This is a genomic window from Amycolatopsis rifamycinica, assembly GCF_000695625.1.
Taxonomy (GTDB): domain Bacteria; phylum Actinomycetota; class Actinomycetes; order Mycobacteriales; family Pseudonocardiaceae; genus Amycolatopsis; species Amycolatopsis rifamycinica.
Genome location: NZ_JMQI01000055.1, coordinates 51664 through 63921, shown reverse-complemented (window position 1 = coordinate 63921; position 12258 = coordinate 51664). Strand labels below are relative to the sequence as shown.

Sequence of the window (12258 nt, the reverse complement as noted above, 5' to 3'; positions counted from 1 at the left end):
GAAGCCGCATGAGCCGACAAACACTCGCCACCGCCCCGACCGCGCCGGCACCGGCCGCCGCCCGGTCCCGCGCCGGCGCGGCCGCCCTCGCCGGAGAAGCCGCATGAGCCCACAAATACTCGCCACCGTCCCGACCGACGCAACCACGACCGCGCCGGCCCCGGCCACCACCGCCCGGTCCCGCTCCGGCGCGCCCGCACTCGCCGGGGAGGCCGCATGAGTGCGCGGCCGCTCGCCAGCGTCTCCGTCGACCTCGACAACCTGTGGGCCTACCTCAAGACCCACGGTGATCCCGGCTGGCGGGACCGGCCCAGTTTCCTGCCGTCCGCGGTGCCGCGGCTGCTGGAGATCCTCGGCGAACAGCAGCTCACGACGACGGTCTTCGTCGTCGGCGCCGACGTCGTGCGCGAAGACGGGGCCAAGGCCGTCGCCGAGATCGCCGCGGCGGGGCACGAGGTGGGCAACCACTCCTTCGGCCACGAACCCTGGCTGCACCGCTACTCCCGTGAGCGGCTCGAAGACGAGCTGAGCCGGACCGAAGACGCCATCGCCGCCGCGGGGGCGCCGCGGCCCAGCGGGTTCCGCGGCCCCGGCTACAGCGTCACGCGCGATCTGGTCGAACTGCTCGCCGAACGCGGTTACGCCTACGACGCCAGCACGCTGCCCACGTGGATCGGCCCGCTGGCCCGCGCCTACCACAACCGCACGGCCAACACCTCCGAAGCGGGGCTCGGCGAGCTGTTCGGCGGCGTCTCGCGGGTGCTGGCGCCCGTGCACGCCTACCGCTGGCAAACCTGCGCGGGCAGCGCGCTGGTCGAGCTGCCGGTGACGACGATGCCGCTGCTGCGCACCCCGATCCACGGCTCCTACCTCCTGCAGCTGCACGAGATCTCGCCGCGGCTGGCCCGCGCGTACTTCCGGACCGCGCTGCGCCTCTGCCTCGCCCGCGGGGTCTCGCCTTCGCTGCTGCTGCACCCCACCGACGTCCTCGGCGCCGCCGACGCGCCCGGGATGGAGTTCTTCCCCGGGATGACGGCTCCCGGCGCGCGGAAGGTGGCGTGGCTGGGCTGGGTGCTTTCCGCGCTGCGCGAGCACTTCGACGTCGTCGGCACCGGGGAGTACGTGCGGCGGACGGCCGTGCGGCGCACCCGGCCGGTGACCCGGTTGGACGTCGGGAGATGACCGCGTACGCGGTCGTCCGGCCCTCGGCGCGCGAGACCCGGGAGACGGCCCTGCTGCGGGTCCTCGCGTGCGCGACCGTCGCCTTGGCGCCGGTCGAGGGCTACCTGACGGCCGTGCAGAGCCAGCTCGGGAAGCTCGCGCCCGCTCTGCTCGTCGCCGGCTGGCTCGCCGTGCGGATCCGCCGCCGTCAGCTGCCGTGCCCGACGCCCTTGCACGCGGTTCTGGCGCTGCTCGCCGTCGTGCTGGCGGCGACCGCGGCCGGGCACGCCGCGGGGCCGTTCACCGCCGCGTACACCCTGCGCTGGCTGCCGTTCCTGGTGGTCACCGCGGTGCTCGCGGACGTCGCGAGCCGGGAGGTGCCGATCCGGTGGCTGCTGCTGGCCGCCGCCGCCGGCGCCACCGTCGCCGGCGCGGGCGCCCTCTACAGCCTGGTCGCCGAGGGCGAAGCCCGCGCGAGCGGGCCCCAGCCGGACCCCAACGACCTGGCCTACTTCCTGGTCGCCGCCGTCCCGCTGCTCGCCGCGCTGCACCGCCGGGGCCGGGGGCCCGCCCTGACCGTCGCGGGCGTCGTCCTGGTGGCCGGCGCGACGGCGACGTTCTCCCGCGGTGGCGCGCTCGGGCTGACCGCCGCGGTCGGCTGGCTGCTGCTGCGCCGGGTGCTGCCGTGGCGGGTGGTCGCCGCCGCGGCCGTGGCGGTGGCCGTGCTGGGGCTCGGCGCGTGGGCGTTCGCCGGGCCGCAGCTGGACCGGGCCCTGCAGGAGAAGAGCTTCATCGCCGCGACCAATGTGGACACCCGGGAGCTGCGCTGGCAGGCGGCGGCCCGGATGCTGACCGGCCACCCGGTGCTCGGCGTCGGCCCCGGCGGGTTCCGCGAGCACTACGCCGCCGAGTCGCACAACGCCGAGGTCGACGAGCAGACGCCGGTGGCGCACAACATGTACCTCGAGGTCGCCGCGGAGCTCGGCCTGCCCGGGTTCGCGCTGTTCGCCGGCGTGGTCGGCACCGCCGCGGTGGCGAGCGAGCGGACGGTCCGGCGGGCCGGTCCCGGGCCGGCGCGGACCGAAGCGGCCGCGATCCAGGCGTCGCTGCTGGCCGTGCTGGTCACCTCGACGTTCCTGTCCGAGCAGTACTACCTGCCGCTGTGGTCGCTGGCCGCGCTCGCCGTCGCGGCCGAAACCCGGATTCGCCGAGAAGGAGAGGGAAGCGCCGATGCGGGTGCTGCACGTGATCAGTGAGATGGGGGCGGGCGGAGCGGAAACGCTCGTGGCCGGCATGGTGACCCGCGGCGAGGAGTACGGCTGGGTGTCCGCCGTCGCCTGCGGCGGCGGCTTCCGCGCCGACGCGCTGGCCGCGGGCGGCACCCCGGTGTTCCCCGTGCCGCTCGCCCGCCGCAGCAAGGCGGGCGTGCTGAAGGCGGCGTGGGCCACCCGCCGCGCGATCGCGCGGTTCCGGCCCGACGTCGTGCTGGCCCACAACGTCGGCGCCAGCCTGGTGGCCCGCCTCGCGCTCGCCCCGGGACGGCGGCCGCTCACCGTCTTCCACGGCGTCGCCGACGAGGACTACCCCGCCGCGGCGCGGATCCTGCGCCGCACCTCCGGCCAGGTCGTCGCGGTCTCCGAGGCCGCCGCGGACCGGCTGACGGCGTCGGGGCTCCGGCGCCCGGTGGTGATCCGCAACGCCGTGTTCCCCGGTCCGCCCGTGTTCGGCCGCGCGGAGATCCGCGCGTCCCTCGGCGTCCCGGAGCGGACGCCGGTGGCGCTCTGCCTGGCCCGGCTCGAACCGCAGAAGCGCCACGACGTGCTGCTGGACGCCTGGGCGGCGGTCGAGGGCGAGGCGGTGCTGTGGCTGGCCGGCGACGGCAGCTTGCGCGCCGGCCTCGAACGCCGGGCGCAGGCGCTGGGCCGCCGGGTCGAGTTCCTCGGCACCCGCGCGGACGTGCCGGACCTGCTCGCCGCGGCCGACGTCACGGTGCTGACGAGCGACTGGGAAGGCCTGCCGCTGGCGGTGCTGGAGTCGATGGCGGCCGGCCGTCCGGTGGTCGCGACGGACGTCGGCGGGATCGGCGGGGTGCTCGCCGGAGGCGGCGGGATCGTGGTGCCGCCCGCGGATCCGGCCGCGACGGCCGCGGCGCTCAACACGCTGCTGTTCGACGCGGCGGCTCGGGAAACCGTGGCGGCCGAAGGGCTCCGGGCCATCGAGCGCGACTACGACCCGCACACGCTGATGAAGTCCTACGACGAACTGCTTCGAGGTGCCCGATGAAGTTCCCCCGTGTTTCCTTGGGACGCGGTGCGGTCTTGACCGTTGCCGTGGCGGTGCTGGCCGGTGCGCTCGTGCTGATCATCGGCTTGACGCGCGGCGCGGAGTACCAGGGCCGGGTGAGCCTGCTCGCCGGCCCCGCCGCGGCGGACGGCGCTCCGTACGGCGAAGTCGTCTCGCTGGCGCTGCCGGCGCTGGTCGAGCTGGCCCGCAGCCCGTCGGTGCTGCGGGCGGCCGCCCCGGTGTCCGGGTTCAGCCCGGAGGAGCTGGCCGGGCACGTGTCGGTCGAGCTGGTCCCGGCCTCGGGCCTGGCGCGCCTCTCGGTGCGCGCGGCGTCGGCGGACCAGGCCGGTGCGGCGGCGATGGCGCTGGGCAAGGCGATGATCGACGCGGACCTGCTCGCGCCGGCCGGGAAGCTGCGGACCCTGGACACGCGGCCGGAAGTGGTCACGGTGGCCCCGGACGTGCCGCTGGTGACGGGATTGGCGTTGGTCGGCGCGGTCGCGGCCGGCCTCGCGACGGCGGCCGTGCGCCGGGTGACGCCGGGCGGCGCGGGCCCGGGTCCGGTTCGCCGCGCGCTGGCCGCGGCGGGGCTCCACCGCCCGGTGGCGGTGGTGCGGGCGGCGGACCCGTCGGCGACGGACCGGCTGGCGGTGCTGTGCCGCGCGGCCGGGCGGCCGGCGCGGGTGCTGGCGGTGACCCCGTCGCTGACCGAGGCGGCGGCCAAGCTGGCGGCGGGTCTGCCGGAGGAGTCCGGAGAAGGCGCGTCGGTGGTGGCGGTGACGGCGGCCGGGTGGGACCAGGCGGAGCTGACCGCGACGGTGAGTGTGCTGCCCGCGGATGCCGTGCTGGTGGCGGTGGTGCTGACGTGAGTGCGGACCAGGACCTCGCCCCCCTCTCCACCGGAGCCGGCCCGAGCCCGAAACAGCGGCTCGTTCTCCTCCTCGCGACGCTCGCCGGCGGCCTGAGCGCCTGGCACGCCGTCTCCCCCTCGTGGCAGGTCCCGCTGCCGTCCCCCGCCGTCCTCGGCGAAGAACGGCTGCAGGACTTCCGGGACGCCCTCTACTTCCCCATCCGCGAATTCCTCGCCGGCGGCAACCCCTACGACCCCGCCGCGATGTTCGCGCACTGGCCGGTCCGCCAGGACTTCAACCTCTACCAGCCCTACCACCTGCTGCTGCACGCGCCGTTCGCGCTCCCGGGCTACCGGGTCGGCGCCGTCGCGTTCACCCTCTTCTCGCTGCTGCTGCTCGTCTTGCTCGCCGCGCTGACCGCGCACGCCGTCCGGCGGTACGTCCCGGTGCCGTTCGGCGTCACCACCGCCGTCGTCTCCGCGCTGCTCGTGACCAGCCAGGTCGGGAAGGCCCAGCTCTACGTCGGCCAGATCAACCCGCTGATCGCCCTGGGTGCCGCCGGTGCCCTGCTCGCCCGGCGGGACCGGCCCGGGTGGGCGGCCGTCGCCCTCGCGCTCGCCTGGCTGAAACCCCAGTACGGCTTCCCGCTGGCCGTCCTGCTGTTCGCCCGCGGCTCGCGGCGGGTCGCCCTGCTCGGCACCGCCGTCGCCGCGGCCGCCAGCCTGCCGGTCGTCGTGCTGCTCGTGGTCCGCGGGGGCGGCATCGGGCCGTTCCTCGACGTCGTCGTCGCGAACCTCACCCACGCCCGCGCCACCGACTACGGCGCGGTCGATTCCCTGACCGCGCAGCGCGTCGACATCGCCGCGGTGGTCTTCCGCGTCACCGGGTGGACGCCCTCCGAGCTCGTGGTGCTGGCCGGTGTGCTCGTCGCGAGCGCGCTGCTCATCCGGCGGACGAAAGAGCCCGTCGCCGACCTGCTGACCCTCCTCGCCGTGGTGGTCTGCGTGGTGCACCAGCCCGGCGACGTGCTGATCGCCGTGCCAGAGATGGCCGTGGTGGCCGCGCTGTGGTGGCGTCACCGCGGCGAGCCGGGGTGGGGCGCGGCGGGGCTCGCCGTCGTCGCGCTCGCCGTCCCCTTCGCGCATCTGTACACAGTGGACTCGCTCTTCGGGCCGCGGACGTCGGTCACCGTGGACGGTGCCGCGGTGGTCGTCGCCTGGGGCCTCGCGGTGGCCGCCGCGGTCCGGGTGCGGGCGACGTGACGGCCGCGCTCGGGACCCGCGCGGTCCGCGGCTCGCTGTGGCTGGGCGTGGTCAACCTGGTCAGCAAGAGCAGCCAGATGCTGGTCACGCTGGTGCTGGCCGCCCTGCTCACCGAGGGGCAGCTCGGCGCCGTGGCGCTCGCGGTGGCACTGGTGAACCTCGGCCAGGTCGTCCAGTCGATCGGGGTCTACGACGTCATCGGCCGCACCGAAGGCGATCCGCGGCGAACGGCGGGCACGGTGCTCACGCTGAGCGTCGGCGCCGGGATCGTCCTGGCCGTCGCGCTGGTGGCCGCGGCCGGCCCGCTCACGGCGTTGCTCGGCACCCCGGACGCCGCCGGGCTGGTCCGGCTGGCCGCGCTCGGCCTGCCGTTCTCGGCCGCGGGCGGGGTGCAGATGGGCCTGATGCACCGCGAGCTCGACTTCCGGCGGCGGCTGCTGCCCGACGGCGGGAGCGCGGTGCTGGGCGCGGCGCTGACCGTGGTCCTCGCCGCCTGCGGTGCCGGGCCGCTGTCCCTGGTGCTCGGTCTGCTGGCCACGGCGGTGTCGCAACCGCTGCTCGGCGCGCTGGCCCGCGGTGGCGTGCGGCCGTGCTGGGACGTCGCGGCCGTGCGCGAAGTACTGGGGTGGGTCGCCGTCGTGGGGCCGGCCGCGGTCGTCGGCGCGCTGCTGGTCAACCTCGACTACTTCGCGGTGGGCCACGTGCTCGGGCCGGACGCGGTCGGCGTCTACTCGCTGGCGTACCGGCTCGCCTGGGTCCCGTACATCATGGTGGCGGTCGTGCTCGGCGCGGTCGCCTTCCCGGTGTTCACGCGGCTGCGGCGCGAAGGGGTGCCGCTCGGCGGAGCGGTCACCCGGTTCACCCGCGCGGTGCTCGTGGTGACCGGCGGGCTGTACCTGGCGCTGGCGGTCCTCGCCGGGCACGTCGTGCTGCTGGGCGAGCGGTGGGCGGGCGCGGCCGGCCCGCTGGTGCTGCTGTCCGGGTACGGCGTGGGGATCTGCCTGCTGCAGATCTGGTACCAGGCCGTGAAGGCGACCGGCCACGTCCGCCGGTACCTGGCCCTCGAGACGACGCACCTGGTCCTGCTCGCCGTGGGGCTCGCGGTGCTGACCCACGCCGGGATCGGCGCGGTCTCCGCGGTGCAGTGCGGGGCCGCGTGGCTGGTGCTGCCACTGGCGTGGCGGGTCCTGGCGGGGCTCGGCGTGGCGCCGCCCGCGGCGGAGCTGGCCGGGATGACCGCCCGGGTCCTGCTCGCCGGGGTGGCGGGCGCGGTGCCGGCGGTGGCGTTGGGCCGGTGGTCCGGGGACACGCTGCCGGGGGCGATCGCCGCGGCGGCGGTCCTCGTCGCCGGGTACGCCGGGGCGAGCCTGCTGCTGCACCGCAACGCGCTCGCCGAACTGCGCCGGGGAGGCCTCCGGTGAAGCTCGTGCACGTCTCCCAGCCCGTCACCGCGGGCGTCGCCGCGGTCGTGCTGGAACTCGCCGTCGCCCAGCGAGAGCGTGGCTGGTCCGTCACCGTCGTCTGCCCGCCCGCCGGGTGGCTCGCCGACCGCGCCCGGGACCTCGGGGTCGACGTGCGCGGCTGGACCGCCCGCCGCGCTCCCGGCCCCGGCTCGCTCGCCGAAGCCCGGCGGCTGCGGCGGCTCCTGGCCGACCTCGACCCCGATGTCGTCCACCTCCACAGCTCGAAGGCGGGCCTGGCCGGACGGCTGGCCGTGCGCGGCGGCCGCCCGACGGTGTTCCAGCCCCACATGTGGTCCTTCGAGTCGGCGAGCGGGCCCCTGCGCCGCGCGTCGGCCGCGTGGGAGCGCTTCGCGTCGCGGTGGACCGATCTCCTCGTGTGCGTGAGCGACGACGAGCTCGCCGCCGGCCGGGCCGCCGGGGTGACCGCCGAGGCGGAAGTCGTCTGCAACGGCGTCGACACGACCCGGTTCGTCCCCGGCGACCGGACGGCCGCGCGGCGGCGGCTCGGGCTGCCCGAGCACGCGCCGATCGCCGTCTGCGTCGGCCGGCTCGCCCGGTTCAAGGGCCAGGACCAGCTGCTGTCGGCGTGGCCGGAGGTGCTGCGGCGGCTGCCCGGCGCGCGGCTCGTCCTCGCCGGCGACGGGCCGATGGGCCCGGTGTGGCGCGAGCGGCACCCCGTGGCGGGCCACCCGTCCGTGCACTGGCCGGGGCACACCGACGAACCGGCGGCCTGGTACACCGCCGCGGACGTCGTCGTCCTCCCCTCCCGCGCCGAAGGCATGGCGCTGGTGCCGCTGGAGGCGATGGCGTGCGCGCGGCCGGTCGTCGGGTTCGACGTCGGCGGGATGCGCCAGAGCGTCGCGGACGCGGGGGCGGTGCTGCCGCCCGGCGACACCGGCCTGCTCGCCGAAGCCGTCGCCGCCCGCCTCGCCGACCCCGGGCTGGCCCGGCGCGAAGGCGAACGCGGCCGCCGCCGCGCGGAACTGTCCTTCGACCGGGGGCGGATGACCGACCAGATCGCCGCCCTCGTCGACAAACTCACCCCGTCGGAGCGCCTCTCGTGACCCGCGTCGCCTATCTGCTGACCCAGGACCGCGGCGGCCCGGTGGACGTCACCGTCCGGCTGGCCGCGACGCTCGCGGCCGACGGCCACGACGTCCGCGTCTTCGGGCCGGTTCCCGCGCGGGGCGCCGCCCTGCTCGACGGCCGCCACGAGGAACTGGCGGTGTCGGACAAGGAAGACCTCGCGGCGGCGGGCCGGGCCCGGGCGGCGCTGCGGGCGTGGCGGCCCGACGTCGTGCACGCGCAGGACCGGCGCGCGGGGCTGGTGATCGCGGGCCTGCGGTTCGCCCGCGGCCCCCGGCCGGCCTTGCTCCAGACCTACCACGGCGTGCCCGACGACGTGGCGGAGCCGTGGTTCCGCGGCGAGCGAGGGGCGGCCGGGCCGTCGGCTTACACGCGGACGGTGCTGGCCGCGGACGCCGTCGTCGCCCGCGTCCTGGACCGGACGGTCGTGCCGGCTCTCGCCATGGGCACTTTCCTGCGCCGTCGCCTGCGGGTGCCCGCCGGGCGGCTGGTGCACGTCGACAACTGCGTCTCCGCGGCCTCGCCCGCCCCGCCGCGCGGGCCGGTGCGGCACCTCGTCTTCGCCGGGCTGCTGGTGGAGCGCAAGGGGGTGCTCGACCTGCTGGCCGCGCTGTCCCGGCCGGGCGTGCTGCCCCCGGACGCCCACCTGACGGTGATCGGCGACGGCCCGGAGCGCGCGGCGGCGGAACGGGCCGCGCGGCGGCCACCACTGGCCGGGCGCGTGACGTTCCTCGGGTTCCGGCCGGACGTCCCGGCCCTGCTCGCCGGCGCGGACGCGCTGGTCCTGCCGTCCACAATGGAGCAACAGCCGCTGGTGGTGGCCGAAGCGATGGCCGCGGGCAAGCCGGTACTGGCCACGGCCACCGGCGGCGTCCCGGCCATGCTCGACGTCCCGGGCGGCCCCCGGTTCCTGGCCCCACCGGGCGACGTCCCGGCACTGGCCGAGCGGCTACGGGCCCTGTTCGCCGAACCGGACCCGGGCCGCCTGGGCCGTCTCCTCGCCGAACGCGCCCACACCCGCTACCGCCCGGAGGCCTGCGCCCGCCGTCACCTGGACCTCTACGACCAGCTGACCCGATCGTGTCGCCCCGCCAATCACGCGTGATGCCCCGCCAATCACGCGTGATGCCTGCAGTCACGGGTCTGGAGTTTGGTGAACTCGCGTGATCGAGGGGACGACAGCCGGGCGGTCACCGGGCCCAGAGGCGGCCGATGCGGAACTCGTCGCGGACGACCAGCCAGGTGCCGCGTTTCACCAGCTGCTGCGGGTCGACGAGGACGACCGCGTCGGCGGCCTCCAGTGTGATCGGCGGCGGGGCCGAGGAAGACGTGGGAGGGGGCGGACCGGCGGCCGAGGTGGGAGCCGAAGTCGGGGTGGGGGTCGAGGTGAGGGTGGGGGTCGAGGTGAGGGCCGCGGGTGCGCCGGGCCTGACCAGGCCCACCGGGGGGACCACCGTCTGGCCGGCCGCCGTCGTGTTGACCGCCACCCAGCCGTGGGTGAACGTGCGGCTCCAGACGCCGTTGGGCAGCCGGCTGGCCGCGTCGATCGCCTCGCCCAGGCCGCTGTCCTGCAGCGTCGACCACTCCGGGTCGCGGTAGTCGTCCGTCGTCGCGCGGGTCCAGCACGTGCGGGGGCCGGCGAGCAGGGCCGCGCTCGCGTAGCCGGACCGCTCCTCGCGCGCGTTGTGCGTCCTCGTGATCAGCAGCAGCATGGACTCGCCGAGCGCGGCCTGCGCGCGCAGTTCCTGGAACTCGTTGCCGCGGAAGGTCAGCAGGCCGCCGGTGCCGCCGTTCTCGCGGAAGCCGAAGTTCTCCTCCATCGCGCCGCCGAACCGGGAGTGCGCGGTCCAGCGGCCCGGCACCAGGTGCGTCTCGGACACGTTCGGCACCAGGACCTTGTTCGCGTTCGTCAGGGCGTCGCCGGCCTTGGCCAGGAACGCGTCGAGGCCGTCGCGGAGCTTGCGGTCGGTCTCCGCGACGTTCGCCGTGCCCGCCAGCACCGCGGACGAGTAGTGGCTCAGTGAGTTGAAGTCGTTGTCCGCGAGCACCCCGTCCCAGCCCTCGCGCTTCACCTCGGTGACGACGGCGTCGGTCCAGGCCTGCTGGTAGTCCGGGTTCCACACCGTCATCTGCCAGTGCTTCGGGTAGCCCTGCCACTCGATCCGCCGGCCCTTGGTGTCCTGGGCGAACCACTCCGGGTGGTGCTGCTCCGCGGCGACGTAGCCGATCCCGCTCGGCAGGAAGACCGCGTCCTGACCGCCGTCGACCGCGCCCGCGTAGTTGCGCGTGCTCGACAAGTCCTTGTACACCAGCACTTTCACCCGCGGGTTGAGCTGGCGCAGGCGGCGCATGGCCGCACCCTGGTCGGCGTTGAGCACGACGACCTGGTACCGCTTGGCCGCGAGCTCGATCTCCTGCGTGGTGGGCGGCTGGCCGATCCCGTACCACCACGCGCAGGGCGCGAGGGGCTTCGGCGGCGGCGCCGCGATCTCCTGCGCCTCGCTGGCGACGCACCCGGTCAGGCAGCCGGCCAGCAGCACGGCCGCGGCCGCCCAGCACCCGGCCGGGTGCCTGCGCATCAGCGTTGCCTTCGGCACAGCAGCTCTCCCACCGTGAGGATGATGATCTTGACGTCGAGCCACAGCGACCAGTTCGCGATGTAGTAGTTGTCGTAGCGCGCGCGGTCCGCGATCGAGGTGTCCCCGCGCAGGCCGTGCACCTGCGCCAGCCCGGTGAGCCCGGTCGGCACCCGGTGCCGCGCCCAGTACAGGTCGTGGACGGCGGAGAACTCGTGCACGAACACCGGCCGCTCCGGGCGCGGGCCGACCAGCGACATGTCGCCGCGCACGACGTTCCACAGCTGCGGCAGCTCGTCCAAAGAGGACCGGCGCAGGAACCGGCCGACCGGCCCGACCCGGTGGTCCCCCACCACCGACCAGCGCGTCTGCGAGTCGTCGACGGCGGCCTGCCGCACGCTGCGCAGCTTGAAGAGCACGAACGTGCCGCCGTCCATCCCGACCCGCACCTGGCGGAAGAAGACCGGGAACCCGCTCTCCACCGCGACCGCGAGCGCGCACACCGCGATGACCGGCGCGAGGACGACGAGCGCGGCCGCGGCCAGCGCCGTCTCGACGGCACGCTTGACCCACCAGCTCGGCCGCCGGGTCGGTGCGCCGCCCAGCCACACCAGCGGGTAGCTGCGGAGCCGGTCGACGCCCGGCCCGTCCGGGCAGAGCTCGAACAGGTGCGGCAGCACCAGGGTGACGCAGCCGAGGCGGTGCGCGGTGATGGCGGCGTCGACGATCGGGCCGTCGCGCTCGTCGGCCGGGGCGAGGATCACCGTGCCCGCGCGCAGCCGGGCGATGGCGCCGGCGAGGTCGCCGTCGATCCGCTCGACCGGCAGGCCGGCGGGCACCGCCTCCGGGCCGGGCGCCGCGACGCCGACCGGCAGCAGCCCGAACTCCGGGTGCTCCAGCATGGTGCGGACCAGCTCGCCACCGATCCGGCCGGACCCGACCACGACGGCCCGGTCGCAGCGCCGCAGCCGGCGGCGGCCCCAGCGGCCGAGCGCGAAGACCGCCGGGCGGACGGCTTCGCTGAGCACGGCGAAGCACAGCACCACTTCCTGCATCCGCGCCGTTTCGTCGCCGTCCATGCCGGCCACCAGGCCGAAACCGGTGACGAGGGCGAACGCCAGCGCGGTCGCGGTGACCGAACGCGGGAGGTCGTGCAGCCACGACAGCCAGAGGCGGCGGCGGTGGACGCGGCCGGCCACGCGCGCCCCGGCGAGGGCCGCGGCGGTCACCGCCGCGCACGCCGGGCCGGGCCCGGTGCGCAGCACCGCGGTGAGCCAGGCGGCAGCGTCGACGGCGACGAGCAGCACGGCCACGGCGTTGACCCGGGCGAGCAGCGGGCGGGTGCGCACGGCGGCTCGCGGCCGGTCACCCGGCCGCACGTGCCGCGGCGCCGGCACCGCTTCGGTGACGATCGTGTCCCTGAGTTCAGTCACCGGTCTCGACCTCTACTTGACATGAGGATTCCATTCTCGCTTTCTTCACGACTCAGCCATTCGAGGCAACACCGGCTCGATCGGGTGAATTTTTCCGCCCAGCTTCGGAAAGCCACTCGATCGGGGCGTCAAACGGACCCGAT

Annotated in this window: 10 protein-coding genes; 8 read left to right on the top strand and 2 right to left on the bottom strand. The window is 75.9% G+C overall.

Features of this window, described 5'->3' with window-relative positions:
- Window positions 1-216: 216 nt before the first annotated feature.
- The 8 genes from DV20_RS25940 to DV20_RS25905 are packed head-to-tail and all read left to right on the top strand — an operon-like array spanning window position 217 to window position 9211.
- Complete coding sequence (locus DV20_RS25940) at window positions 217-1182, top strand: polysaccharide deacetylase family protein (RefSeq protein WP_043784596.1); 966 nt, start codon at window positions 217-219, stop codon at window positions 1180-1182.
- Window positions 1179-2417, top strand: a complete 1239-nt coding sequence (locus DV20_RS25935; RefSeq protein WP_043784595.1) for an O-antigen ligase family protein — start codon at window positions 1179-1181, stop codon at window positions 2415-2417. The genes DV20_RS25940 and DV20_RS25935 overlap by 4 nt, the downstream gene beginning before the upstream one ends.
- Window positions 2392-3444: a glycosyltransferase gene (locus tag DV20_RS25930; RefSeq protein ID WP_235190961.1), complete on the top strand. Its 1053-nt coding sequence runs from the start codon at window positions 2392-2394 to the stop codon at window positions 3442-3444. Before DV20_RS25935 ends, DV20_RS25930 begins: the two co-directional genes overlap by 26 nt.
- A 35-nt stretch (window positions 3445-3479) precedes the next feature.
- Entirely contained in the window at window positions 3480-4313 is an 834-nt protein-coding gene (locus tag DV20_RS25925; RefSeq protein WP_235190960.1) for a hypothetical protein, read from the top strand.
- Window positions 4310-5557: a glycosyltransferase 87 family protein gene (locus DV20_RS25920; protein WP_235190959.1), complete on the top strand. Its 1248-nt coding sequence runs from the start codon at window positions 4310-4312 to the stop codon at window positions 5555-5557. Before DV20_RS25925 ends, DV20_RS25920 begins: the two co-directional genes overlap by 4 nt.
- Window positions 5554-6978 carry an oligosaccharide flippase family protein gene (locus DV20_RS25915; protein ID WP_235190958.1) on the top strand — a complete coding sequence of 475 codons (1425 nt, stop codon included), beginning with the start codon at window positions 5554-5556 and terminating at the stop codon, window positions 6976-6978. Before DV20_RS25920 ends, DV20_RS25915 begins: the two co-directional genes overlap by 4 nt.
- Window positions 6975-8084, top strand: coding sequence for a glycosyltransferase (locus DV20_RS25910; RefSeq protein ID WP_043784593.1), 1110 nt, complete (start codon window positions 6975-6977; stop codon window positions 8082-8084). The genes DV20_RS25915 and DV20_RS25910 overlap by 4 nt, the downstream gene beginning before the upstream one ends.
- The gene (locus tag DV20_RS25905; RefSeq protein WP_043784588.1) at window positions 8081-9211 is read left to right on the top strand and encodes a glycosyltransferase family 4 protein; all 1131 of its coding nucleotides are present in this window, start codon (window positions 8081-8083) and stop codon (window positions 9209-9211) included. Before DV20_RS25910 ends, DV20_RS25905 begins: the two co-directional genes overlap by 4 nt.
- Before the next feature lie 85 nt (window positions 9212-9296).
- Here DV20_RS25905 and DV20_RS25900 read toward each other — a convergent pair whose 3' ends face one another.
- Complete coding sequence (locus DV20_RS25900; RefSeq protein WP_235190957.1) at window positions 9297-10685, bottom strand: putative glycoside hydrolase family 15 protein; 1389 nt, start codon at window positions 10683-10685, stop codon at window positions 9297-9299.
- Complete coding sequence (locus DV20_RS25895; protein WP_043784586.1) at window positions 10685-12115, bottom strand: exopolysaccharide biosynthesis polyprenyl glycosylphosphotransferase; 1431 nt, start codon at window positions 12113-12115, stop codon at window positions 10685-10687. The genes DV20_RS25900 and DV20_RS25895 overlap by 1 nt, the downstream gene beginning before the upstream one ends.
- Window positions 12116-12258: the final 143 nt, after the last annotated feature.

Excerpts from the sequence above, each read along its gene's own strand:
- DV20_RS25900 (WP_235190957.1), bottom strand. The coding sequence starts at position 10,685 with ATGCGCAGGCACCCGGCCGGGTGCTGGGCGGCCGCGGCCGTGCTGCTG.
- DV20_RS25935 (WP_043784595.1), top strand. The coding sequence starts at position 1,179 with ATGACCGCGTACGCGGTCGTCCGGCCCTCGGCGCGCGAGACCCGGGAG.
- DV20_RS25940 (WP_043784596.1), top strand. The coding sequence starts at position 217 with ATGAGTGCGCGGCCGCTCGCCAGCGTCTCCGTCGACCTCGACAACCTG.
- DV20_RS25930 (WP_235190961.1), top strand. The coding sequence starts at position 2,392 with ATGCGGGTGCTGCACGTGATCAGTGAGATGGGGGCGGGCGGAGCGGAA.